Source organism: Micromonospora aurantiaca ATCC 27029, assembly GCF_000145235.1.
In the GTDB taxonomy this organism is placed as follows: Bacteria; Actinomycetota; Actinomycetes; order Mycobacteriales; family Micromonosporaceae; genus Micromonospora; species Micromonospora aurantiaca.
The window spans coordinates 5,594,324-5,617,830 of sequence record NC_014391.1 but is presented as its reverse complement, the minus strand read 5'-3'; the positions used below and the strand labels follow the sequence as shown (position 1 = coordinate 5,617,830).

The following is a 23,507-nucleotide window of genomic DNA, read 5'->3' as shown; positions in this document are numbered from 1 at the left end:
CACAGAAGAGCGCCCCGGGCCGCGTGGGTCCGGGGCGCTCTGGGGTCGAGTTGGGTCAGCCGCGCTCGGCAACCTGGGCGACGAACGCCCGCCACGACGCAGGCTCAAAGGCGAGCGCCGGCCCGGCCGGGTCCTTCGAGTCTCGCACGCCGACGACGCCGGGAAGGTTGTCGGCGACCTCGACGCAGTTGCCGCCGTTGCTGCCGCTGCGGGTGCTCTTGCGCCACGACGCGCCGGTCATGTCCATGATCCTGCCGCTTTCCTGATGAGTTCGAGGGAGTCGCGGCGCGGGAGCGCCACGCCGCAGATGCGGTCCCACCGCCTTTCGAGCGTAGCAATGTCCTCGGGCCGGTCGGTTATCTGCGCGGTGAGCTGCCCGTCCGCGCATGCCACCCAGCCCCCGCCGGGCTGGCTGGCGAGCACGAAGGGCCCCGTCAGGCCCGTGTAAATCCCTACGCTCTCCGGAACGATGTGCACCTGCACATGCGGCAACTCGGCACACTCGGCGAGGTACGCGAGCTGCGCCGCGATCATACTTTCCTGTCCGTCACCCACGCGCCGAATTACCGTGCCGTCAAGAACCACCGTCACCAACGGCGGCGGGTCCCTCCGCAACAGCGCCTGTCGCGCGAGCCTGGCCGTAACGAGCCGGTCGGCCACATCCGCGCTCAACAGCTCATCAGCAAGCGTCGCCCGCGCGTACTCGGGCGTTTGCAACAGACCGGGCATCCATGCTGGCTCATACCAACGAAGGGCCGTGGCGCGCTGCTCTTCATCGATCCACTCACGAAGCCAGATCGGAGCGCCGAGCCGCTCCAGCAAACGCGAGTACAGCCCGTTCGTGTTGAGCGCCTGGTCGACGGCAGCCACATAGTCAGCCTTCAGGGGGCGAGTGCCGCTCTCGACGTTGCCCACGTGCGTGCCCGAATAATTGATGAGCTTCCCAAAGTCCTCTTGACTCATCCCGCGTGCCGTGCGAGCTGCGCGAAGCTCCGCCAATAGGAAGTCAGCGCCAGACTTCACCGCGCCCTCACCACCCCTTCAGACTTCCCGGCGTTTCCTTCGCGCCCCCGCAACCACCATCGCACCCGGTTCAACGTGGGCCTTTGTCTTCCGACGGTAGCGGCTCGCCGTCCAACCTGGAACAGACGGCACGGCCGGCGTGATGAGGGTCCGGTGTCCGTGTCCGTCAGGGGACCGTCTCGCCCGGCTGGCACCCGCGCGGGGCGGTCCCCCTCCCAGTCCTACGAGAGGAGCGCGCCGTGCCCAGGAAGAAGCCGAGGCTCTACCGGACTGCCGTCCTGTCCTCCCGTTTCCACCGCCCCCGCCTACGGCTGTTCCCGCCCGGCCTGGCCTGTTCGTGCGGACTGATGACCTGGCGCTACTGTCTGAAGTTGCGCCGCCGGGCCCAGGTAACCCCGTGGTACTCGCCTCCGCCGCCGGCCGCCGGCCGCCCGACGAACGGCCACGCGTGGACGTCCTCCCCCGCGACGACGACCGTCTTCCGGCGCAACGAGGGCCCGCGGTGAGTGCGCCGCCGGCCGTGCCAGTGTTCCGCGCGGGCGACGTCCTTCACCTGACCCGCTCGGCGTCACCTCAGTTCGCGCACCCGATCACGCTCCGCGTAATCCGCGAGCTGGAGTGGTCGACGTTCGACGGGTGGCGCTGGGTTGACGGCTACCAGCTCGGCCCGGACGGTGGCGCGACCGCCCGCCGGTCGCTGTATGTCCGCGCCGACGGCGTCCGCAAGCTCGACGCCCCACCCCGCCGTCCCGCGGCCCCGCGCCGCCTGGCCGCCGCGGGGGTGAGCGCGTGAACCCGCCGACCGACGACCACTCCCCGGTCCGCCCGGCGTGGACGTGCCGCGCGACGGGCCGTCCCTGGCCATGCATGACCGCCGTGACAGAGCTGCGTGTCGCGTACGCAGGCAACCGCGCGGGGTTGATCCTCTTTCTCGGCGCGCAGCTCGCCGACGCGATCGACGACTACGCGGCCCAGGACTCGGGGACCGTCCCGGAGGGCCTGACGGACCGCTTCCTAGGGTGGGCGATTGACCTACTGGAATAGCGCACCCCGCCCCGCCGCCGACCCGTCCCGCGTGCTCCCCGAGGAGCCCGGGGCGGGTCTCTGTGCGCGGGTCGTGCGGCCCCGTAGGAAAGCCTAGGAATTCACGGCAGGGCCGGACCTGGGGGTCGGGTAGGGCGAGGCCCCTCCAACAATTCTGAGAGCGTCTGAGCGGGCCGCCGCTATTTGCGCCGGGGGAGCGCCGGGAAAAGTCTGAGTGACGAAGTGACCCCAGTAGCTACACTCTCCTATTACCCCTCTAAGACTCCTCCTCCTAGAAGAAGAAATATAGGAGTGTAGCTACTGGGAGCACTTCGTCACTCCTGACGCCGTCGCCGGCCCTTCCCGGCGCTTATAGCCGCGCCCGGCCGCCGCCCGGCGCGCGTCGCCGCGCCCCGCGTGAACACTCCGCGGCCCGCTGGCGCATATGCACTCTGACGCCCTATGCGAGACGTGGGCCTGCGCGTATCTGCGCCCATCGATCGCGACACCCACCCCTGGCGCATGAGCACTGTAGGAGGGCCGTCGCCGCCCGGGGTCCGGCGGCGGTCTTCTCCTTTTCTCCGCGGGTCATTCGGCCCGCCTTTTTCTTTGGCAATTGACGTGACTCACAAATAGAGAGGAGGAGCCATGGCTGAGCCGTGCCCGGAATGCGGGAGTGCTCTCGCCCAGGCCGCCGCCGGCCCTGAGCGGATTACTTGTGGCGATCGGTGCCGACAGCGGCGCTCCCGCCGGCTCCGCGCCGAGGCCGACGCCCGCTTCCGCGCGAAGGCGCTCGACCTCCTTCGGCGACAGACGTCCGCGGTGATCGCCCAGGACCGCGAGGCCCTGGCCCAGATCGACCGCGAGGCCGCCGCCCTCTTCGGTACCCCGACCCCTCCCGCGAAGGAGCCCGATGCCCGCGCAGCCTGACCCCCGCGTCGTTCACGCCCTCGCCGAGCGCGTCCTTCAGGGGCGCGGCGAATACCAGGCGTCGGCCGGGCAACTCCGCGAGCTGTTCCGGGCCCAGATCCCCGACGGCCCCGCCGGGAAGAGCCCGACCGCCGCCGCGTTATCCGTCCGCGCGGCGCGGGCCGAGCTGCGGGCGCTGGGGATCGACTTCTGTCGCCACAAGCTCATTAACGGCCCGCGCGTGTGGACCTTCCGCCTCACGGCCGACCCGTCCTGACCGACCCCACAAAGGAGACCCCACCGTGACCGACCCCGCCCCGCTCGACCCCGCGCCCTTCACCCCGGCCGACCCGCTTCCTGGCTTGCCGAAGCCGATCGACGGCGGCCCCGCCTTGGCCCTGAGCCCCGGTCGCGCGGCGAACGACCACGCCGGCCCAGCCTTCGACGCCGCCGCAGTTGCCGCGCAGATGCCGCCGCGCCCGCCGACCGCGAGCCACCACCACGACGACGGCGAGTTCCGCGACCCGACTCAGCCCCTGGCCCCGCCGACCGGCGTCGAGGTGCCTGAGGACCATGCCGCAGCGATGGCCGAGTTCGACCGCCTCGACGCCGCATGGCGTGACGCCGTGGACGCGGTCGCGGATTACCGCGACACCGCCCAGGCTTCCCGCGCTGCGGAGGCTGCCGCGATTCGGGATGCCTCCGCCGCTGTCCATCAGGGCAAGCGCCGCCCGCCGATCCCCGCGGCGATCAGCGAGGAGGCCGAGGCCCGGGAGGTCGCCGTCCTGTCCGGCGTGGTGGACAGGTGCCGCGCCGAAGCGTCGACCGCCGCGAGGAAGGCCGACCAGCTCGCCGAGAAGTACGCCCCGCAGTACGCCGCCGCGATGGTCGAACGCTGGGCCCCTCAGTTGGAGGACGCCGCCGACGCCCTTCAGGCCGCCGCCGAGAAGGTGGCCGGAGCGGAAGCCCTCCTCGACGTCATCGCCGTGTGGCGGTCGCTGGAGATCGCCGCCGGGCTGAAGAAGGACGGCGTACGGGTGTCGGAGCACCAGCGGATGAGGATCGCAGGCGATCTTCTCGAAAGCTCGAAGACGCAGCTCTACCGAAGCGCCGAGAGGTACCACCGAAGCCCGGCCGACCTTCTCGGCCAGGCCCGCGACGCACTCGGCCAGCTTCGCCGTTGCGACCCGACGGTGGTTCCCGGCCCCGACACGATCTACCTTCCCGGCGGATTCGCGCAGTCGCGTGATGCCTGGCGTCGCATCTGGGCCGACGCGCCGGAAGAGTCGAAGCAGCGCTACCGGGACCGCTACCACGGCGGGCGACCGCTGGCGCACGAGACGGAAGCCTGACCTACCCCCGCACGGACGCCCCCGGGACCACCTGGGGGCGTTCGCCGTACCTGGGGGGCCTCGAAAAGCCTGCCCCTGCCAAGAGAAAGGCCACCCCCTGTGAGTTGGGAGGGGTCAACCAGACGAGCCCGCCTTCCCCGCGACTGGGCCACCCGTCGCGCCCGCGTCCTTCGCCGTGACGGCTACAGGTGCCGCCAGGTGTTCAGCACGGGCGAGCGGTGCAACGCTCCGGCCAACCAGGTTGACCACATTCAGCGCGGCGACGACCACCGCGACGCGAACCTTCAAGCCCTGTGCACCTACTGCCACGGACAGAAGACCGCAGCCGAGGCAGCCGAGGCGAGGCGCGCGAGGCCGAGGCGCGAGCGTCCATCCGAGCGGCATCCCGGATCACTCTGAGTGACGAAGCCGGGAGGGGTGGGGACGGGCCCTCGTCGAGCAAACCCCGTTACCTATCCGGCATGGCGTTCCTGGCTGCGAGCCATGCCGTGTTCTCCGGCGCTCCCGCCCTAACTACCGTGTGTTACGCCCTAGGAGGGCACCTTGACCGAGCTTCACGCCGTTGACGGCGACCCGGGACCCGACGTCGCCCCGCCGGCCCACCTCGGCGACGCCGGCCGCGAGTTCTTCGTCCGCGTTGCCGCCGACTACGACCTCACGTTGCCGGAGGAGGCTGCGCTCCTTCAGGTCGCCGAGACGATCGACGCCCTGGCGGCGATTGAGGCCGCCATTCGCGAGACCGGCCCGGTCGTGAACGGACGACCGTCGCCGTTGCTGGTCGAGGCCCGACAACAGCGCGCGATCCTGGTTCGCCTGCTGGGATTGCTGGACCTGCCGATCGACGAAGCGCCCGCACCGCGCTCCGGCATGGCGGGCTCACGCGCGGCGTCGAAGGCCGCGCGTGCTCGCTGGGATCGGGCGCACGCCCGCGGCGAGCGGGGCCGCTTCCATGGGTAGCCGCAAGGGCTCTCGCCCGATCCGCACCGCGAACGTTTACACGGTCTCCGTGTACCTGGCCGGCGTCGAGCTGCCCGACTTCACGCCGAGCGAATACGTCGACCGCCCCGCCGAGGGCTGGACGCTCGACGCCGTATGGCTCGCGGCGGTCCGCTACGCCCGCGCCCACGACCTACGCCGGGGCGCGGCCCGCGCCGCCTGGCACGCCTTCTCAGCGGCGTACGACGCCGCGCCGGGCACGCCGAGCGGTGCGGGGAGCCTGCGCCGTCAGGAGCTAATCAACCGGCTCACCGGCCACGACCCGGAGCCCGCGGCGTGGGCCGCTGACGAGTAGCCCTCAGACGGCCTGAGAGCCCTTGGCCCGGCCTGACCCACCACCCGCACGCGACAGCCCGCGCACGCCCTCGCACGAGGCGTGCGCGGGCTTGTCGTGCGTGCCCGCACCCGAGGAAACGCCTATGTCCAACGTGGGTTACGCAACCCTGCAAGTCCTTCCCAGCCTCAAAAATCTGCGCCGCCACCTTCAGAAGGAAGCCGACCCGGTCCTCTCCGCGTGGGCGAAGACCGCCGGGCGGGACATCGGCGACCAGATATCGACCGCCGTCGCGAAGACGGGTGTCGGCGACCGGCTCGCGGCATCCATCACCAGCGGTGCCGAGGCGGGCGGCGACCAGGCGGCGGGCGCGCTGCGCGACCGGGTCTCCAAGGGCACTCACGAGGGAGCCCGGAACGGCGTCCGGACCGGCGTTCTGTCGGGCGCGGACGGCGTGCACGGGAAGCTGCGCGCGTCGCTGTCGAGCGCGGTCAGCGACGGCGTAGGGCCCTCCCTGACGGGCTCGGTCCTCGGTTCGCTGCGCGGGCTCGCTGCGTCCGGTGCGCCGGCTGTCGCGGGAGCGGCTATCGCGGTCGGCGTCGCCCCGGCTGTCGGCGCGGCGGTCACGTCCGGCGTGCTGCTGGGCCTCGGCGGCGGCGTGCTCGCCGCAGGCATCGCGGGGGCCGCGAAGTCGTCGAAGGTCCGCAAGGCGTGGGCCGGTTTCGGGAAGACCGCCGAAGGCGCGCTCGCGAAGTTCTCGAAGCCGTTCGAGGCCCCGTTGATCCGGGCCGCGGGGACGTTCTCCAAGGCGCTGAAGGGCATGTCGCCCGAGCTGGCGCAGATCGGCAAGGCAACCGCGCCGCTGGTAGACCTCCTCGCCCCGGCGCTGGCCAAGATGGCGAAGAACATGCTTCCCGGCGTACTCGCCGGGCTGAAGGGCGCGGTCCCGCTCTTCGAGACCATCGCCGCGAAGCTACCGGCGTTCGGTACGGGCCTCGGGACGTTCTTCGCCCGCATGGCCGAGGCCGGGCCCGGCGCGCTGACGTTCATCAGCGGCTTCATGACCGTTCTGACCAAGGCCCCGCCGCTGATCGCCGGCTACCTCGGCGACCTGACGAACCGCTTCGGGCTGATGGTCTCCACCGGCCGGCAGATCGCCGCGTTGGTCGCCCCGGCGTTCTCCAAGGTCGCGACCGCGGTCCGCAGCTTCATCGCCGGGGCGAAGTCCGGCGACGGCGTCTTCGCCCGCCTGAAGGGCTTCCTCGGCACCCTGAAGGCACCCCTCGCGCAGCTCGGCGCGGCCCTGGCCGACATCGGCCGCCGGTTCATGGGCGTCTGGCGCTCGCAGCTTCAGCCGTTCTTCGCCGAGCTGGGCGCGAAGCTCGGACCGCTGTTCTCCGAGTGGGGCCAGACCATCCGGTCGGTCATCACCAACCTGACGCCGATCGTTCAGGGCATCGCGACCGTCTTCGGCTTCCTCTGGACGAAGCTCGGCCTCGGGAAGATCGTCCTCGACACGATCAAGACCGCCTTCAGCGGCGTGGTGAACGTCCTGACCGGCGCTATCCGCATCGTCCGCGGCATCTTCACCGTCCTGGCCGGCATCTTCACCGGCGACTGGTCGAAGATATGGTCCGGCCTGACGACCATCGCGTCCGGCTTCCTGAAGTCGCTCCTCGGCACGGTGCAAATCCTGCTGGTCGGGCGCATCGGCGGCCTGGTGAAGGGCCTCGTCGGCAAGCTCGGCGGCTGGTTCGCCGGCATGTTCGGCAAGATCGGATCAGCCGCCGCCGGCTGGGCCGCCCGCATGGTCGGGCACTTCGTCAGCCTCCGCGGCCGAGCCATCTCAGCCGTGTCCGGGCTGGTCTCCCGCGTCGCCTCGTTCTTCACGTCCATGATGGGCCGCGCCGTATCCGCCGTCACCTCCGGCGTCGGCCGCGTCGTCGCCGCGCTGCGCGGGCTGGCCTCCAAGGCAATCGGCGCGCTCTCGGGTCTCGCCTCGCGGTTCTACGGGATCGCCAGCGACGTGATCGCCGGCTTCGTCCGCGGCATCCGCGCCGGAGCGGGCCGGATCATCGACGCCGTCCGCTCGACCATCACCAACGCGCTACCCGGCTTCGTCCGGAGCGCTCTCGGGATTCACAGCCCGTCGCGGGTCTTCGCGAAGCTCGGTCTCCACGTCGCCGAAGGCATGGCCCTGGGCATCAACCAGGGTGCCGGCCGCGTGACTCGCGCCGCCGCCAACCTGAGCCGCATCGCCGAGCGCGCCGCGCCGAACGGCAACGTCGGAGTCACCATCGCGAGCGCGCTCCAGCCCGTCATGGCCGGCACCGGAGAGACGGTCGAATACCACCTCCACGACTCGCAGGCCACGCTCGCCCAGCTTCGCGCCCTCCAGCGCCGGCAGGCGATCACGGCGCGGCACGGAAGGGCCCGATGAACGCAGGCCCCGTCCCCGGACTGTCCCGGGGGCGGGGCCTTTCGGCGTTCAGGGGCGTTTACACGCTCAGGATGCCTCCTCGGCCGCAATCTCGGCGAGGCGCTGGGCCTCGGGGTCGTCGAACTCGCCTAGCCGCAAGTCAATGCGAGATTCGTCGAACAGCTTCCGTCCGCGTACCGCCGCCCGGTGAATGACTGCCCGCGCGCCGCACGAAGCGAGAAGCGCCCGCCGGCCGTCGGTGTCTCGCGCGGCCCACTCTTCGCCGAATGTTCGCCCGGTCTCCACTCGACGAACCTCGGTAGCGGCCGTTGCTGGCAATGCCTCGCGCGCCGCGTGTAGCTCGGCCAACCGCGCCGCCAGCGCCGCGACGTTCGCGCCCCGCTCGGTCATCTGACGCGCCAGGTCGGCGATGCCCGCTTCTACGTCCGCCCGTCGCCCGTCATCGACAGTCACGGTGACCGCTTCCACGACCGACCACGCGCCGACACGGGCGAGGAACTGCCGCGTGACGGCTTCCTCGGTCATCTCGGCAGTGATCGCTACCCCTTCGCACCCCTGGCCGTTGCGCCGCGCCGCACAAGCGTAGGTCGGGACCGTGTTCCCGCTCGGGTGCTTGCGCGAAGAGGCGTAGAGCTTCCGGCCGCATCCGGCGCAGTACGCGATCCCGGAGAGGAGCCGGGCCGCCCGCACGCGCCGGCCGCGCCCCTCGGCGGCCTCGCCGTTGACTGCTAGGACGGCTCGAAGCCGATGCCAGGCTTCGAGCGGGAGGAGCGGTGCCCATAGCTGGCGCGGCATCCCGCGGTCGTCTCGGATCAGCTCACCGCGATACACAGATCGGCCGACGGTTGCCGGGTTGGTAAGAACCTGGGAAAGGGTCTGTGTCGCCCAGGGCGCGGCCTTCTCCCGCTTCGTGCGGCCCTCGGCGATGAGCTTTGCTGACCGCGTCGGCACTCCCCGCGCGTTGAAGTCCTTCGAGATCGCATAGAGCGACTCGCCCGCTAGGACTCGCTCGGCTGCCTCGCGGACAACTGCGGCGGCTTCCGGCTCAGGGGCGAGAACGAAGCCGGGCCCGTCCGGGGCGGGCACCACCTGAAAGCCGTACGGAGCAGCGCCGCCGGCCCAGCGGCCAAGCTCTCGCGCTTTTTCGATGCCGGCCGTCGTCCGCTCGGCGATGGTCGCGGCCTCCATCTCGGCGAACGCCGCGAGGATGGTTGCGACAAAGCGCCCCGAGGTTGTCGTGAGGTCGAGCGATTCGGCGACCGAGACCAGGGCCGCGCCGTTCTCTGCGGCTTCGTCGGCGAAGGCCCGGAAGTCGATCACGTTCCGGGCGAGCCGGTCCAGCTTCGCGAAGATCACCACGTCGACATCCGGCCAACGTTCGCGAATCTCGCGCAGCCCTGGGCGGTCGAGCCGGAGCCCCTTGTCCGAGCCGCTGACGTCGAGGTCACGCACGACGTGCGGATGGACTTCCCAGCCCTTCGCCAGGCAATATGCCCGGCACACCTCCTCCTGCCTCGCCGGAGAGGTGGAGGGGTCGATGTCGCCTCGATGAGACGACAGTCGAACGTAGATGATCGCTCGTACCCGGCCGAGGGGATCTCGCAATGTCATGTGGGACATGGTACGTTTCTGCGTGCGCGTCAACTGCTGGCGCCGCCTCGCCGAGGGGGTGGCCGCCTCGGTGGCGGTCGGTGATCCGGTGATCGTCGCCGGGCGCCTCTACACCCGGGACTGGACCGACGAGGCGGGCACCCACCGCACGCTCTACGAGCTGGAGGCGGTCGCCGTCGGGCACGACCTGTCCCGGGGCCGCGCCCGCTTCCTGCGCAACCAGCCCCGCGCGGCCACCAGCACGGTCGAGGACGCGGAGGCCGAGCAGCGGGTGCACGGCGAGGCGACCGAGCCGGTGCCTGATGCCCAGGCGCCGGCGACGTTCGACGACCGGCCCTTCGACGACGACTTCCCGCCGTCGGAGTACGGGGGCAGCCGGGTCGGGCTGGTCGGCACCGTCGAGCGGGTGGGCGAGCCCGACCCGTTCGACACCCGGCCCGGTGCGCGGGCCACCGACTACGACCGCGGGCCGGGCGGTCCGGCGGGGGAGGAGGACGAGCTGGGCGACGTGGCGGACGACGGGCCGGCCCCGGTCGAGGACGACGAACTGGGCGAGGTCGCACCGTCGGAGGTCGGCGGACCGGGTGGTTCCGGGCCGGGTGAGGGCGAGCCGGGCGGCGCGAGCCCGGGCGGGACCGATGGCACCGGCGGGACCGCGTCGGGGCGCCGTGGCCGGCGGCGTACCCCGGTGCCCGCCTGACCCTTCGTCCGACGGGGGCGCGGGGTGGTGACGTCGGCGTCACCACCCCGCGGTACGACTAGGCTGGCCGGCCGGAGGTGGTGACGGGTGCGGCAGGCGACCGCCATGGCGAACGCGACCGGGTTGGTGGTGGGCTACGCGCTCGACGCACTGCTCGGCGACCCCCGCCGGTGGCATCCGGTGGCCGGCTTCGGCACGGCGGCCGGCGCGCTGGAACGGCGGGTCTACCGCCCCGACCGGACGGCCGGCACGGCGTTCACGGCGCTCGCCGTCGGCGCGCCGGTCCTGCTCGGCGCCGCCGCCGCGCTGGCGACCCGCCGCCATCCGGTGGCCCGGGCCGCGCTGGTGGCCGCCGGCACCTGGACGGTGCTGGGCGGGCGCACGCTGCGGCACGAGTCCCGGGTGATGGCACGGGCACTGGGCCGGGCCGACCTGCCCGCCGCCCGGTCCCGCCTGGGCAACCTCTGCGGACGCGACCCGTCGGCCCTCGACGAGCCCGAACTCGCCCGCGCCACGGTCGAGTCGGTCGCCGAGAACACCTCGGACGCCGTGGTCGCCCCGCTGGTCTGGGGCGCGGTCGCGGGCCTGCCCGGCCTGCTCGGCTACCGGGCGGCGAACACGCTCGACGCGATGGTCGGCCACCGCTCGCCCCGGTACGCCCGCTTCGGCACCCCGGCGGCCCGGCTGGACGACGCGCTGAACCTCGTGCCGTCCCGGCTCACCGGGCTGCTCACGGTGGCCGTCGCGCCGGTGGCACACGGGGACCGAGCCGCCGCCTGGCACGTGTGGCGACGGGACCGGGCCGACCACCCGAGCCCGAACGCCGGTCAGTGCGAGGCGGCCATGGCGGGCGCGCTCGGCGTCCGGCTCGGCGGGCGCAACGTCTACTTCGGCCGCGCCGAGACCCGGCCCTTCCTCGGTGACGGGCCCCGCCCCGAGGCGCGGCACCTGAAGCGGGCCGCCCGGATCTCGGGCGCGGTGGGTGTGGCCGCGCTCGGCCTGGCCGCGCTCTACCCGGTGACAGTCGGTCGCCTGGTCGGCGCTGCCGGCCGGGCCGCGCTGGGCGTCGTCACCCGAGCGGCCCGTGGCTCAGGCCGGGGGAGCGGGCGGTGAGCGGCGGGCTGCTGGTCGCCGGCACCACCTCCGACGCCGGCAAGAGCGTGCTCACCGCCGGCATCTGCCGCTGGCTGCGCCGCCGGGGCGTCCGGGTCGCCCCGTTCAAGGCGCAGAACATGTCGAACAACTCCGCCGTGGTGGTCGGCCCGGACGGTCGCGGCGGCGAACTGGGCCGCGCCCAGGCGATGCAGGCCGCCGCCTGCGGGCTCGACGCCGACCTGCGCTTCAACCCGGTGCTGCTCAAGCCGGGCAGCGACCACGCCAGCCAGGTGGTGCTGCTCGGTGAGGCGGTGGACACGGTCACCGCCGGCAACTACCACGAGGTACGGTCCCGGCTCGCCAGCACGGCGTACGCGGCGCTGGCCGAGCTGCGATCCGAGTACGACGTGGTGATCTGCGAGGGCGCGGGCAGCCCCGCCGAGATCAACCTGCGCGACGGCGACTACGTCAACATGGGGCTGGCGCGGCAGGCCGGGCTGCCCACGATCGTGGTCGGCGACATCGACCGGGGCGGCGTGTTCGCCTCGATGTTCGGCACCGTCGCCCTGCTCGACGCGGCCGACCAGGCGCTGCTGGCCGGGTTCGTGGTGAACAAGTTCCGGGGTGACCGCGGCCTGCTCCAGCCGGGGCTGGACATGCTGCACCGGGTCACCGGCCGCCCGACGTACGGGGTGGTGCCCTGGGCCCTGGACCTGTGGCTCGACGCGGAGGACTCGCTCGCGTACGGGCGGGTGCTCGGCCGGCCGCCCGCGCCCCGGGGCACCGACTGGCTCGACGTCGCAGTGGTCCGGCTGCCCCGGATCAGCAACGCCACCGACGTGGAGGCGCTGGCGACCGAACCGGGTGTGCGGGTCCGCCTCACCGTCGAGCCGGCCGAACTCGCTGCCGCCGATCTGGTGGTGCTCCCCGGCACCAAGTCGACAGTCGCCGACCTGGCCTGGCTGCGGGAGACCGGCCTGGCCGACGCGGTCCGGGCGCACGCCGCCGCCGGACGGCCGCTGCTCGGCATCTGCGGCGGCTTCCAGATGCTGGGCCGGGCGATCCACGATGCGGTGGAGAGCCGCCGGGGCACCGTACCCGGCCTCGGGCTGCTGCCCGTCGAGATCACCTTCGAGCCCCGCAAGACGGTCCGCCGGGCCGAGGGCACCGCCGCCGGCGACGTGCCGGTCCACGGGTACGAGATCCACCACGGCCGGGTCACGGCCGCCGACCCGGGCCTCGCGCCGCTGCTGCGCTACGCCGACGGCACCGGCGAGGGCGCGCGCCTCGGCACCGTGTACGGCACGCACTGGCACGGCGCCTTCTCCTCGGACGCGTTCCGCCGCCGGTTCCTGACCGAGGTCGCGGAGGCGGCCGGACGGACCGGGTTCAAGGTCGCGCCGGACACGTCCTTCGCGGCGGCCCGGGAACGGACGCTGGACCTGCTGGGCGACCTGGTGGAGGAGCACCTCGACACCGACGCGCTGTGGCGGCTGATCGAGTCCGGCCCACCGCCGGGACTGCCGTTCGTGCCACCCGGCGCGCCACCGGCTCAGTAGCGCACGTCGGCCGGGCGGTCGGACATCGGCAGTCCGGCCTCCCGCCAGCCCTGCACGCCGCCGATCATGTCGGTGGCCTGCCGCAGCCCCAGCGTCTGGAGGCTGGCGGCGGCCAGGCTGGAGCTGTACCCCTCCCGGCACACCACGACGATCTCGCGGTCGTACCCGGTGGCCTCGGGTATGCGCCACGCGCTGGCCGGGTCGAGTCGCCACTCCAGCACCGTGCGGTCGATGACGATCGCGCCGGGCAGCTCACCCTCCTCGCGGCGCTGCGCCTCGGTACGCGTGTCGATCAGCAGCGCGCCGCCACGGACCGCCTCGACGGTCTCGTGCGGGGTGAGCCGGCGGAGACCGGCGCGGGCCTGTTCCAGGAGGGCGTCGACGCCCGGACACATCACGTCATGGAGCACCCCCCGATGATGCCCAGCGCGCCGCGCCGCCGCTCGGCGAAACGGTCCGCCCGGGTCGCAGTTTCCAGCGGACGGGGGAACGTTAGCGTCGGTCGGGTGAACGTTGCCCTGATCGAGGCGTACGCCGGGTTGGCCCGTCGGGTGCTGGCCGGGCCGGCGCGGTTGGGGCGTACCCGGCTGGTCGCCGTCGACGGGCCCAGCGGCGCGGGCAAGAGCCGGTTCGCGACGCGCCTCGCGGACGCCCTGGCGGCGGGGGTGGGCGGCGTCCGCCCGCCGCTCGTGCACACCGACGACCTGCTCGACGGCTGGGACGACCAGCTCACGTTCTGGACCCGGCTGGAGGAGCAGGTCCTCGGCCCGCTGCGGGCCGGCCGGGCGGGCGGTTACCGCCGCTACAGCTGGGTGCGCCGTCGTTTCCTGGACCGGGTGGTGCCGGTGCCGGCCGGTCCGGTGCTGATCGTCGAGGGGGTGAGCGCCGCCCGCGCCGCGGTACGCCCCGAGCTGACGCTGTCGGTGCTCGTCACCGCGCCGGCCGAGCTGGGGTTGCGCCGGGCGCTGGCCCGCGACGGCGAGCGGATCCTGCCGGAGCTGCGCCGCTGGCACGCGGGGGAGCGGTCGCACTTCGCCGCCGACGGCACCGAGGCTGCTGTGGACCTGGTCGTCGACGGCGCCCCGGACCTGCCGCACGACGCGGACCGCTACTACGTGCGCGTGGGGCGGCGACCGGGCTCGGGCGACGTGGCGGGGTAAGGCCAGCATACGATTCCGGTCATGACCACTCCGATCCTCTCCGAGTCCGAGGTGCGGGCCGCCGTCGAGCGGGAACTCCCCGGCGTCCGTGCCGACCTCGAGCGACTCGTCCGCATCCCGGGCATCGCCTTCGAGGGCTTCGACCACTCGCACGTGGAGCGCTCCGCCGAGGCGGTGGCGGAGCTGCTGCGCGGCTGCGGCCTCGACACGCGGATCGTCCGGTCCGGCGGCCAGCCCGCGGTGATCGGCACGAAGGCGGCCCCGGCCGGCGCGCCCACAGTGCTCATGTACGCGCACCACGACGTGCAGCCGGTCGGCGACCTGTCGCTGTGGGAGTCGGACCCGTTCGAGCCGGTGGAGCGCGACGGCCGCCTCTACGGCCGGGGCGCCGCCGACGACAAGGCGGGCATCATGGCGCACGTCGCCGCGCTGCGCGCGTTCGGCGACCGGCTGCCGGTCGGCGTGGTGCTGTTCATCGAGGGCGAGGAGGAGTACGGCTCGGACTCGCTGGAGCGGCTGCTCGCCGAGCACCGTGACGACCTGGCCTCGGACGTCATCGTGATCGCCGACTCCACCAACTGGGACGTCGGCGTGCCGGCGCTGACCACCTCGCTGCGCGGCATCGTGAACTGCTTCGTGGAGGTGCGCACGCTCGACCACGCGGTGCACAGCGGCATGTTCGGCGGCGCCGTGCCGGACGCGCTCACCGCGCTGGTGAAGCTGCTCGGCACGCTGCACGACGAGGCGGGTGACGTAGCGGTGGACGGGCTGGCCGCCCGCGAGGGCGCCAGCGTCGACTACCCGGAGGACCGGTTCCGCGCCGAGGCCGGCCTGGTCGACGGCGCGCGGCTGTTCGGCACCGGCCGGATCACCGACCGGCTCTGGACGAAGCCGGCGCTGGCGATCCTGGGCGTGGACGCGCCGTCCACCGGCGAGGCCCCGAACGCGCTGGTGCCGTCCGCGAAGGCGAAGCTGAGCGTACGGCTGGCGCCGGGCGACGACCCGAAGAAGGCGTACGCGGCGCTGACCGCGCACCTGGAGCGGCACGCGCCGTGGGGCGCTCAGGTGTCGGTGACGTTCGAGCACGACGGCGCGCCCTGCGTCATCGACGCCTCGGGGCCGATGTTCGACGCGGCCCGGTCGGCGTTCCGGACGGCCTGGGACGGCACCGACCCGGTCGACATCGGGGTGGGCGGGTCGATCCCGTTCATCGCCACGTTCCAGGAGATGTTCCCGCGGGCCGCGATCCTGGTGACCGGTGTGGAGGACCCGCACGCGCGGGCGCACGGGCCGAACGAGAGCCTGCACCTGGGCGAGTTCGCGCGGGTGTGCCTGGCCGAGGCGCTGCTGCTGGCCCGGGTGGCCGAGGCCGGAAACCGCGCCTGAGGTGTCGAAACCGTAACTTCGGGGCGGATGTCGGAGTTTGTGGTGTGTCGGCGGGCGGGGTGTTATAGCCTTTCGAACATGCGTACGAACGACGAGATGGAGCGGCTCCAGGCCGCCGTCCGTGCTCTGGGGGACGTCGACGTCTCCGCGTGGTCCGAGGACACGCTCAACGAACAGATCGGCGAGCTCTCCGCCGCCCTGGTCACGCTCGACGCGCTGCTCACCCGGGTCGCCGAGGGCGTGCGCGGGCGCGGCCTGCGCATCGAGGAACCGGTCTCGGCCTGACCGTCGGCCCGTCGGCCCGGCGCACCCGTGCGGTGTGCCGGGCCGCCGGATCCACCCCGATGTCACACGCGACTGGCAGGATGTGGGCGTGCGTTTCGCGGAGCTGGCGGCCACCTCGGCCGCGGTCGGGGCCACCAGCGGCCGACGGGCCAAGGTGGAGTTGCTGGCCGCCGCGCTGCGCGGGCTGGAGCCGGGCGAGATCCCGGCCGGTGCCGGTTATCTCGCCGGTGAGCTGCGCCAGCGTCAGACCGGTGTCGGCTGGGCGGGCCTGCGTGACCTGCCTCCGCCGGCCGCCGAGCCGACGCTCACCGTCGCCGCCGTCGACGCGGCGATCGAGGAGATCTCCCGCGTCGCCGGGGCCGGTTCGCAGGCCCGGCGCCGGGAACTGGTCGGCCGTCTCTTCGCCGCCGCCACCGCCGACGAGCAGCGCCTGCTGACCGGCCTGTTCCGGGGCGAGCTGCGCCAGGGCGCGCAGGCCGGGCTGCTGGCCGACGCGGTCGCGCGCGCCGCCGACGTCCCGGTCACGGCCGTCCGGCGGGCCCTGCTGCTCGCCGGTGACCTGCGGGCGGTGGCGGTCGCGGCGCTCACCGGCGGCGCCGCCGCGCTGGCCGGGTTCGGGCTCCAGGTGGGCCGGCCGCTCGCGCCGATGCTGGCGCAGAGCGCGCCCTCGGTCGACGAGGCGCTCACCGCCACCGGCGTGCCGGCGATGGTCGACGTGAAGCTCGACGGCATCCGCATCCAGGTGCACCGCTCCGGCCCGGACATCGCGGTCTTCACCCGCAGCCTGGACGAGATCACCGGCCGGCTGCCCCAGGTGGTGGCCGCCGTCCGCGCGCTGCCCGCCCGCGAGCTGGTGCTCGACGGCGAGGCGATCGGGCTGGACGCCGCCGGCCGGCCGCTGCCGTTCCAGGAGACGTCCAGCCGGGCAGCCCGGCGCACCACGCCCAGCACCACCGGGCAGGCACCGGTCGCGCCCGCCGTGCTGGCCGCCGCCGAGCGCACCGGCGAACCGGTGCTCACGCCGTACTTCTTCGACCTGCTGCACCTCGACGGCACCGACCTGATCGACGCGCCCGGACGGGAGCGGTGGGCGGCCCTGGCCGGCGCGGTCGACGCCTCGCTGCTCGTCGACCGAATCGAGGTGGACGACGTGGAGCAGGCGGCCACGGCGTTCGCCGCGGCTGTCGACGCCGGTCAGGAGGGCGTGGTGGTCAAGGACCCGGCCGCGCCCTACGACGCCGGCCGGCGCGGCTCGGCCTGGGTCAAGGTCAAGCCGCGGCACACGCTCGACCTGGTGGTCCTCGCGGTCGAGTGGGGCAGCGGCCGGCGGGAGGGCTGGCTGTCCAACCTGCACCTCGGCGCCCGCGATCCGCGCACCGGCGAGTTCGTCATGCTCGGCAAGACGTTCAAGGGGCTCACCGACGAGCTCCTGCGCTGGCAGACCGAACGGTTCCTGTCGCTCGCCGTGGAGAAGGGCGACTGGGTGGTGCGGGTCCGGCCGGAGCAGGTGGTCGAGATCGCGTTCGACGGGGTGCAGACGAGCAGCCGGTACCCGGGCGGCATGGCGTTGCGCTTCGCCCGCGTGCTGCGCTACCGCGACGACAAGACCGCCGCCGAGGCGGACACCATCGACGCGGTCCGCGCCATCCACGCCGGCCGGGTCACCGGCTGACGGCTCAGCCGGCCGACAACGACCGGGCGTAGTTGACCTGGTTGTTGAGCTGCTGCACCTGGAACTGGTCGGTCACCGGTATCCGCGCGACGTACTGGTGCCCGCCGCTGTTCACCGTCACCTGCACGGTGCCGTAGTGCCGCGTCTCCTTGACCAGCAGGAAGAGGAGGCTGAACACGGTCAGGCAGAAGAAGCCGAGGATCGCGGCGACGATGGCCCACTGGGCGATCTTCTCCTCCTTCTGCCAGTAGTCGGTCACGTACCAGGAGGCGCCGGCGAGCGGCAGGACGCCGGCCGGGGTGCGGATGACAGGCGGCGTCACCATGATCTCGGCGATCTGCACGGCTACCGCCGACTGCGTGGGCGGCACCGGCCCGGGCGGCGGATACGCCCCGGGTGCGGGCCCGTAGTACGGCGCGACCACCCCGGCCGGCGGTACGGGCGGCGCCGAGAACTGCGCGGGCGGCGCGGAGTACTGCGCGGGCGGCGCGGAGAACTGCGGCGCGGCCGGGAACTGCGCGGTGGCCGGCGGCGCGGAGAGCGGCGCCGGTGGGGCCGAGAACGGCGGCGCGGAGTAAGGCGGGGCCACCGGCGGGGCGGGGAACTGCGCGGTGGGGGCGGGGGTGACGGGTGCCTCCGGCGCGGCGATCACCGGGAACTGCTCGGTGGGCGGCGCGACCGCAGGCGGCATGGCCGACCACGGGTCGTACGCGGGTGGCTCGGCGGCCGGGGGCGTCGTGGCGTCAGAGGTCACCGCGACCCCCACGATTGACGATCATCCGCGGACCCTACAACGTCCCCGCCCCCAGGTGTGCCCACCGGGAGGGCGACGTACTCAGGCGGAGGTGGGGGCGGCGGGCTCGGCGGCGCGGTCCACCGGCTCACCCGGGGTGTCCAGCCCGGCCCGGCGGCGGGCCTCCCGGCGCGCCACCCAGCCGTAGCCGAACAGGCTCATCACCGCGAAGATCCACCACTGCCACACGTAGCCGAAGTTCTGCCAGTTGTTGGTGTGTCCGATCTGGACCGCCTGGAAGGCCGGGTCGGCGGCCGGCGTCTGGCCGTCGAGCAGCACGTAGCCGCCGGTCACCGGGTAGGGGAGTTGCTCGGCCAGGCGGGGGATGTCGATGCGCCGGGCCTCCAGCTTGCCGTCGCGCCGGCTGACCGCGCCGCCGCCGCTCTCGCTGCCGACCACCCGGCCGGTCACTGTCACCTCGCCGGCCGGCGCCGCCGGCACCTCCGGCTGGACTGTCGCGCCGGCGCCCGGCACGGGCGGGATCCAGCCCCGGTCGACGAGCACCGCGGTGCCGTCGGCCAGCACCAGCGGGGTGAGCACCTCGAAGCCGACGGTCCGGTCGACGGTGCGGCCGCGGATCAGGACGGTGTTCGCGCTGTCGTACCGGCCGGTGGCGGTGACCCGGCTCCAGGTGAGCTCCTCGGACGGCGCGGGACCGACGTCGCCGCCGCTGGGCGCGGGGAGCGCGTCGCGCAGCGGCGCGGGCGTCATGGTGGCCCCGGCGTCGATGCGCTCGTTGACGGCCGTCCGGCCCCGGTAGCGGTCCAGCTGCCAGTTGCCCAGGAACACCATCACCGTGGCGGCGACGAGCGTGAGCGCGAGGTAGCCGAGCCAGCGCGGGGTCAGCAGGAACCGGTACACGTTGGCCAAGGCTACCCGTATGAGCGATGCCACTCGCCGCTGCCAGGCAGAAACAGCGGTGTGCGCGGCTCTCGCGCGCCGGGCCGGACGGGTATGGTCACGCGGGCGGAAACCACCCACATCAGGAGTCGATGATGACCGACGTGCCGCGCGTCGTGCTGAGTGCGCCCTCCTCGGGGCACGGCACCGGCGCCGTCTCCCTCGGCCTGCTCGCGGCGTTCACCGACCGGGGGATCCCGGTGGCCGGGTTCAAGGTCGGGCCGGACCAGGTGGACGCGGCGTATCTGGGGCTCGCCGCCGGGCGCGCCGGGCGCACGCTGGACCCGAGACTCGTCGGCCCGGAGCGGATCGCCCCCCTCTTCGCGTACGGCGCGGCCGGCGCCGGGTTCGCGCTGGTGCAGGGCACGATGGGCCTCTACGACTCGGTCGGCGGACGACCGGAGAGCGAGTCCACGGCAGCAGTCGCCACCGCGCTGCGCAGCCCGGTGGTGCTCGTGGTGGACGTGGCCGCGATGGGCCAGTCGGTGGCCGCGCTGGTGCACGGCTTCCGGGCGTACGACGACGAGCTGTGGCTGGGCGGCGTGATCCTCAACCGGGTGGCCTCGCCCCGGCACGAGGCGCTGTTGCGCGAGGCGCTCGACGACGTGGGCGTGCCGGTCTACGGGGCGTTGCGCCGGCACGAGCTGCCCCCGGTGCTGCCCGCCCGCCGGTACGGCACCGGTCCCGTGGTGCGTGCCGACGCGGACGCCGAACGCGGCGTACGCCGGCTCGGTGAGGCGGTGGCCGCCACCGTCGACCTCGACCGGCTGCTGGCGCTGGCCCGCTCCGCCCCCGCGCTCACCGTGGAGCCGTGGTCGCCGGAGCCGGCCGACGCGCCGCAGCCGTCGGGGGAGCGGCCGGTGGTGGCGCTCGCCGGCGGACCGGCCGGCGCCTACAGCCACCCCGAGACCGCCGAGCTGCTGCGCGCCGCGGGCGCCGAGGTGGTCACGCTCGACCCGCTGCGCGACGAGGCGCTGCCCGCCGGGGCGCGCGCGCTCGTCGTCGGCGGCGGGCTGCCCGAGACGTACGCGGAGCAGCTCTCCGCCAACCGCCGCCTCTGCATCGCGGTGGCCGAGCTGGCCCGTTCGGGCCGCCCGGTGATCGCCGAGGGGGCCGGCCTGCTCTGGCTGGCACGGGAGCTGGACGGCCTGCCCATGTGCGGGGTGCTCGACGCGGTCGGCACGATCCGGGACGGCCTGGTGGTCGGCTACCGCACGGCCACCGCTGTCACCGACAGCGTGGTGGCCGCGGCCGGCACGACGGTGACCGGGCACAAGCAGCACGCCGCAGTGCTCACTCCGCGGGCCGGTGACCGTCCGGCCTGGCGCTGGGAGGGTGGCAACCCGGAGGGCTTCGTCCGGCAGGCGGTGCACGCCTCGCAGCTCGTGCCGCACTGGGCCGCGCATCCGGACATCGCGGCCCGGCTGGTGGCCGCCGCGCTGGCGCCGGTGGGGGCGCCGGCGTGATCGGGCAGGTGGCGGTACGCCGGTTCCCGGCGCTCACCGTCTCGACCCCGCGCATCGAGGTGCGGCACCTCGTCGCCGCCGACGCGGAGGCGGTGGACGAGGTGTTCGCCGACCGGCAGACGCAGCGCTGGCTGCCGCTGGCCGAGGCGTCCGGGCAGATCGACGGGCGGGCGTGGTGCACCGAGCTGGCCCGGCAGCGGCGCGACAGCGGCGACGGCGACCACTGGGCGGTGGTCCGCCGGGAGGACCAGCGGGTGGTCGGCTCGCTCTGGGCCCGCCGTACCGACTGGGGCGCCCGGCTCACCGAGCTGTCGTACGCGATCGCGCCGCACGCCCGGGGTTACGGCCTGGCGGTAGAGGCGGTGGACGCGGTGGCCATCGCGTTGATCCTGGAGCACGGGTTCCAGCGGGTGGAGCTGCGGGTGGCGGCCGGCAACGTGGCGTCCCGGCGGGTCGCCGAGAAGGCCGGCTTCAGCTACGAGGGTCTGCTGCGCAACGCCGGTATCGTCCGCGGCGCCCGGGTCGACCTGGAGCTGTGGTCCTTCGTCGCCGCCGACCTCCGCTGACCGCTCCCGCCCCACAACGTCGATCAAGGAGTTCGCGTCGGCGGATCGGCCGATCCGGGACGCAAACTCCTTGATCAACTACCCGGGCGCACCCCCGGGCGGATCAGGTGGGTCAGCCGACCATCTGGTCGGAGGGTGGGGTGAACTGGCGGGTGGGCTGGCCCTTCAGGGAGTCCCGCAGGGTCTGCGCCACCGCGTTCACCGGGATCTGCGACTGGCCGTCACCCACCGCGTTGAACGGATTGTCCGGGTCGGCGATGAAGCTCGCCGCCGCCAGCTCCGGCGTGTAGCCGACGAACCACGCCGACCGGGTGCTGTCCGTCGTACCCGTCTTGCCGGCGACCGGGCGGCCCACGGTGCCCCGCACGCTGTCGGCTGTCGACCAGCCGCCGCAGCTCCCCTTGGCCGGGGTGTCGCCGGTCGGGCAGCGCGCCGCGTCCGTGGCGGCGCGGGCCGCGTCGGCGTTCACCACCTGCCGGCACCGCGGCTTGGCGACCTCCCGCTGCACCCCGCCCGCCGTCGTGTACGTGGCCGGCGTGCCGTCCCGGTTCATGATCGCGTTGACCGGGATGGCCTCGCAGTAGCGCCCGTCGGCGGCGATGGCGGCGTACGCGTTCGCCATCTCCAGCGGGGTGGCGTCGGAGACGCCGAGCGTGAACGCGCCCCACTTCTTCGCCTTGCCCGGCGACGCCTGTTCCTTGTCCACGTCGGTACGCCAGCGCAGCCCCAGTTGCTCGGCCAGGCGCACCCCGGCGTCCGCCCCGATCTTCTCCTCCAGTTGGACGAAGTACGTGTTCACCGACTTGCCGAACCCGGACCACATGGTCTGCCGGCCGGTCATCGCGCCGCTGGCGTTGGACGGGGCCCACCCGTCGTAGACGGCCGACTTGTACGTGTGCGGCGAGTCGTACGCGGTGGACAGCGGCATCCCGGCGTTCAGCGCGGCGAGCATCGGGAACATCTTGAACGTCGAACCGGCCTGGTAGCCCGGTAGCGTCCCGCCGCCGAGCAGCGGCGCCACGGTGTTCGGGTAGTTCGCCTTGACCTTCGGGCCGGCCTCCGGGTTCGAGCTGTTCGGGTTCTCGGCCAGGTCGAGCGAGTAGTTCCGGTTCACCGCCATCGCCTTGATCCGTCCGGTGCCGGGTTCGGCGACCACGATGCCGTTGGCGAACGGGCTGCCGGTGTTGTCCTTGGCGCCGACGTTCTTCTCCGCCGCCGCCTGGGTCTTCGGGTCGACGGCGAGCACGATCCGGTAGCCGCCGCGGCGCAGCTTGTCCATCCGTTCCAGCCGGTTCTCGCCGAACGCGGGCTGCGAGCTCCACCAGTTCTTCAGGTAGTCGCAGTAGAAGCCCCAGCTGCGGTGGCCGCCGTCGATCGCGGCGCAGTCGTTCGGCGGGGTGGTCAGCTTCAGCTTGATCGGCTGGCCCTTGGCCGCGGCGGCGGCATCGGGCGACAGGTAGCCGAGGCGGGCCATGTTGTCCAGCACGTAGTTGCGCCGCCCGGTGGCGTCCTTCTGGTCCGAGGTGATCGGGTCGTACTCCGACGGCGACTTCACCAGCCCGGCCAGCGTGGCCGCCTCGACCGGGGTGAGCGTGGCCGGGGTCTTGGAGAAGAAGATCTGCGAGGCGGCGTAGATCCCGTACGCGCGGTGACCGAAGTAGGCCGAGTTGAGGTAGCGCTCCAGGATCTGCTCCTTGCTCAGGTGCTTCTCGATGTCCAGCGCCATGCGCATCTCCTTGACCTTGCGCAGGCTGGTCTGCTGGGTCGCCTCCTGGACCTCCTTGGGCGTGGTCGCGCTGTCCCGCAGCGCCATCCGCACGTACTGCATGGTGATCGTCGAGGCGCCCTGGGAGACGCCGCCGGATCGGGCGTTGGACACGAAAGCACGCGCCACGCCCTTCGGGTCGACGCCGTGGTGCTGGTAGAAGCGGTTGTCCTCGGCGGCGACGATCGCCTGCTGGATGTTCGGCGACATGTTCTCGATCTTGGTGTACTGCCGGTACTCCTCGTAGAACATCGTCAGCACGGTCTTGCCGTCCGGCGCGTAGACGTACGAGGTCTCGGCCGGCAGCGCGGTCTTGAGGATGCTCGTCTTCTGTTCGATCGCGTGCGCGGTGGCCTTGGCCCCGATGCCGGTTACGGCGACCAGTGGATACAGGGCGGCGGCGACCACGATGCCGGCGATCAGCCCGGCGCGGAGAAGGGGAACGAGACGGCCAGCGGAAGCAAGGGGACGACTGCTCACGGGGTCAAGCTATGACATTTCCGATTCGAAAATGAGAAGAACTCATAAACCG

Annotated in this window: 24 protein-coding genes and 1 pseudogene; 18 read left to right on the top strand and 7 right to left on the bottom strand. The window is 73.2% G+C overall.

The features are described 5' to 3' along the window. Nucleotides 1-55: 55 nt before the first annotated feature. Both MICAU_RS24865 and MICAU_RS24860 read right to left on the bottom strand, forming a co-directional pair. Nucleotides 56-247 carry a DUF397 domain-containing protein gene (locus tag MICAU_RS24865; protein ID WP_041799100.1) on the bottom strand — a complete coding sequence of 64 codons (192 nt, stop codon included), beginning with the start codon at nucleotides 245-247 and terminating at the stop codon, nucleotides 56-58. Continuing rightward, nucleotides 238-1,023 carry a helix-turn-helix domain-containing protein gene (locus tag MICAU_RS24860; protein WP_041799099.1) on the bottom strand — a complete coding sequence of 262 codons (786 nt, stop codon included), beginning with the start codon at nucleotides 1,021-1,023 and terminating at the stop codon, nucleotides 238-240. Before MICAU_RS24860 ends, MICAU_RS24865 begins: the two co-directional genes overlap by 10 nt. 502 nt (nucleotides 1,024-1,525) lie before the next feature. Between MICAU_RS24860 and MICAU_RS24855 the strand changes: the two genes are divergently transcribed. The 9 genes from MICAU_RS24855 to MICAU_RS24820 all read left to right on the top strand — a co-directional run bounded on the left by MICAU_RS24855 (nucleotide 1,526) and on the right by MICAU_RS24820 (nucleotide 8,017). Next, on the top strand, nucleotides 1,526-1,816 hold the full coding sequence (locus MICAU_RS24855) for a hypothetical protein (protein ID WP_013288104.1): 291 nt from the start codon (nucleotides 1,526-1,528) through the stop codon (nucleotides 1,814-1,816). Nucleotides 1,817-1,890: 74 nt separating this feature from the next. Beyond that, on the top strand, nucleotides 1,891-2,067 hold the full coding sequence (locus MICAU_RS32300) for a hypothetical protein (RefSeq protein ID WP_244879671.1): 177 nt from the start codon (nucleotides 1,891-1,893) through the stop codon (nucleotides 2,065-2,067). Between the two features lie 627 nt (nucleotides 2,068-2,694). Continuing rightward, on the top strand, nucleotides 2,695-2,976 hold the full coding sequence (locus MICAU_RS24850; protein WP_013288102.1) for a hypothetical protein: 282 nt from the start codon (nucleotides 2,695-2,697) through the stop codon (nucleotides 2,974-2,976). Next, the gene (locus tag MICAU_RS24845) at nucleotides 2,960-3,232 is read left to right on the top strand and encodes a hypothetical protein (protein ID WP_013288101.1); all 273 of its coding nucleotides are present in this window, start codon (nucleotides 2,960-2,962) and stop codon (nucleotides 3,230-3,232) included. Before MICAU_RS24850 ends, MICAU_RS24845 begins: the two co-directional genes overlap by 17 nt. A gap of 25 nt (nucleotides 3,233-3,257) precedes the next feature. Next, nucleotides 3,258-4,307: a hypothetical protein gene (locus tag MICAU_RS24840; RefSeq protein ID WP_013288100.1), complete on the top strand. Its 1,050-nt coding sequence runs from the start codon at nucleotides 3,258-3,260 to the stop codon at nucleotides 4,305-4,307. Nucleotides 4,308-4,406: 99 nt separating this feature from the next. Beyond that, a complete protein-coding gene (locus tag MICAU_RS32100; RefSeq protein ID WP_041799098.1) occupies nucleotides 4,407-4,706 on the top strand; it encodes an HNH endonuclease in 300 nt (99 codons plus the stop codon). A gap of 144 nt (nucleotides 4,707-4,850) precedes the next feature. Beyond that, nucleotides 4,851-5,264, top strand: a complete 414-nt coding sequence (locus MICAU_RS24830; RefSeq protein ID WP_013288099.1) for a hypothetical protein — start codon at nucleotides 4,851-4,853, stop codon at nucleotides 5,262-5,264. Nucleotides 5,265-5,313: 49 nt separating this feature from the next. Beyond that, the gene (locus tag MICAU_RS24825) at nucleotides 5,314-5,598 is read left to right on the top strand and encodes a hypothetical protein (protein WP_041799097.1); all 285 of its coding nucleotides are present in this window, start codon (nucleotides 5,314-5,316) and stop codon (nucleotides 5,596-5,598) included. Between the two features lie 124 nt (nucleotides 5,599-5,722). Continuing rightward, nucleotides 5,723-8,017, top strand: a complete 2,295-nt coding sequence (locus MICAU_RS24820; protein WP_013288097.1) for a phage tail protein — start codon at nucleotides 5,723-5,725, stop codon at nucleotides 8,015-8,017. A gap of 66 nt (nucleotides 8,018-8,083) precedes the next feature. Here the strand turns inward: MICAU_RS24820 and MICAU_RS32295 are convergent, their stop codons facing one another. Then, entirely contained in the window at nucleotides 8,084-9,628 is a 1,545-nt protein-coding gene (locus tag MICAU_RS32295) for a recombinase family protein (protein ID WP_167545745.1), read from the bottom strand. Nucleotides 9,629-9,635: 7 nt separating this feature from the next. Between MICAU_RS32295 and MICAU_RS24810 the strand changes: the two genes are divergently transcribed. The 3 genes from MICAU_RS24810 to MICAU_RS24800 all read left to right on the top strand — a co-directional run bounded on the left by MICAU_RS24810 (nucleotide 9,636) and on the right by MICAU_RS24800 (nucleotide 12,982). After that, nucleotides 9,636-10,328 (top strand): single-stranded DNA-binding protein, encoded by a 693-nt coding sequence (locus tag MICAU_RS24810; RefSeq protein WP_244879669.1) that lies wholly within the window; start codon nucleotides 9,636-9,638, stop codon nucleotides 10,326-10,328. 87 nt (nucleotides 10,329-10,415) lie between these two features. Then, nucleotides 10,416-11,441: a cobalamin biosynthesis protein gene (locus MICAU_RS24805; RefSeq protein ID WP_013288095.1), complete on the top strand. Its 1,026-nt coding sequence runs from the start codon at nucleotides 10,416-10,418 to the stop codon at nucleotides 11,439-11,441. Continuing rightward, nucleotides 11,438-12,982: a cobyric acid synthase gene (locus MICAU_RS24800; protein WP_013288094.1), complete on the top strand. Its 1,545-nt coding sequence runs from the start codon at nucleotides 11,438-11,440 to the stop codon at nucleotides 12,980-12,982. Before MICAU_RS24805 ends, MICAU_RS24800 begins: the two co-directional genes overlap by 4 nt. Here the strand turns inward: MICAU_RS24800 and MICAU_RS24795 are convergent. Further along, nucleotides 12,976-13,377, bottom strand: coding sequence for a rhodanese-like domain-containing protein (locus MICAU_RS24795; protein WP_013288093.1), 402 nt, complete (start codon nucleotides 13,375-13,377; stop codon nucleotides 12,976-12,978). The genes MICAU_RS24800 and MICAU_RS24795 overlap by 7 nt on opposite strands. Nucleotides 13,378-13,488: 111 nt before the next feature. Between MICAU_RS24795 and MICAU_RS24790 the strand changes: the two are divergent. The 4 genes and pseudogenes from MICAU_RS24790 to MICAU_RS24775 all read left to right on the top strand — a co-directional run. Then, nucleotides 13,489-14,189: pseudogene (locus tag MICAU_RS24790) on the top strand (uridine kinase family protein); the annotation flags it as partial. Next, a complete protein-coding gene (locus MICAU_RS24785) occupies nucleotides 14,164-15,528 on the top strand; it encodes a dipeptidase (protein WP_013288091.1) in 1,365 nt (454 codons plus the stop codon). The pseudogene MICAU_RS24790 and the gene MICAU_RS24785, both read left to right, overlap by 26 nt. Before the next feature lie 78 nt (nucleotides 15,529-15,606). Beyond that, nucleotides 15,607-15,813, top strand: a complete 207-nt coding sequence (locus MICAU_RS24780) for a hypothetical protein (protein WP_030273275.1) — start codon at nucleotides 15,607-15,609, stop codon at nucleotides 15,811-15,813. An 88-nt stretch (nucleotides 15,814-15,901) separates the two neighbouring features. Continuing rightward, nucleotides 15,902-17,485 (top strand): ATP-dependent DNA ligase, encoded by a 1,584-nt coding sequence (locus MICAU_RS24775; RefSeq protein ID WP_013288089.1) that lies wholly within the window; start codon nucleotides 15,902-15,904, stop codon nucleotides 17,483-17,485. Nucleotides 17,486-17,489: 4 nt separating this feature from the next. On the opposite strand, the gene MICAU_RS24770 is transcribed toward MICAU_RS24775, so the two are convergent. Both MICAU_RS24770 and MICAU_RS24765 read right to left on the bottom strand, forming a co-directional pair. Next, on the bottom strand, nucleotides 17,490-18,239 hold the full coding sequence (locus MICAU_RS24770) for a hypothetical protein (protein ID WP_013288088.1): 750 nt from the start codon (nucleotides 18,237-18,239) through the stop codon (nucleotides 17,490-17,492). A gap of 81 nt (nucleotides 18,240-18,320) precedes the next feature. Beyond that, nucleotides 18,321-19,139, bottom strand: coding sequence for an SURF1 family cytochrome oxidase biogenesis protein (locus MICAU_RS24765; protein ID WP_013288087.1), 819 nt, complete (start codon nucleotides 19,137-19,139; stop codon nucleotides 18,321-18,323). Between the two features lie 134 nt (nucleotides 19,140-19,273). On the opposite strand from MICAU_RS24765, the gene MICAU_RS24760 reads away from it, so the two are divergent. Both MICAU_RS24760 and MICAU_RS24755 read left to right on the top strand, forming a co-directional pair. Next, on the top strand, nucleotides 19,274-20,644 hold the full coding sequence (locus MICAU_RS24760) for a cobyrinic acid a,c-diamide synthase CobB (RefSeq protein WP_013288086.1): 1,371 nt from the start codon (nucleotides 19,274-19,276) through the stop codon (nucleotides 20,642-20,644). Beyond that, nucleotides 20,641-21,210, top strand: coding sequence for a GNAT family N-acetyltransferase (locus MICAU_RS24755; RefSeq protein WP_013288085.1), 570 nt, complete (start codon nucleotides 20,641-20,643; stop codon nucleotides 21,208-21,210). Before MICAU_RS24760 ends, MICAU_RS24755 begins: the two co-directional genes overlap by 4 nt. A gap of 112 nt (nucleotides 21,211-21,322) precedes the next feature. Here MICAU_RS24755 and MICAU_RS24750 read toward each other — a convergent pair whose 3' ends face one another. Continuing rightward, on the bottom strand, nucleotides 21,323-23,455 hold the full coding sequence (locus tag MICAU_RS24750; protein WP_013288084.1) for a transglycosylase domain-containing protein: 2,133 nt from the start codon (nucleotides 23,453-23,455) through the stop codon (nucleotides 21,323-21,325). Nucleotides 23,456-23,507 lie beyond the last annotated feature (52 nt).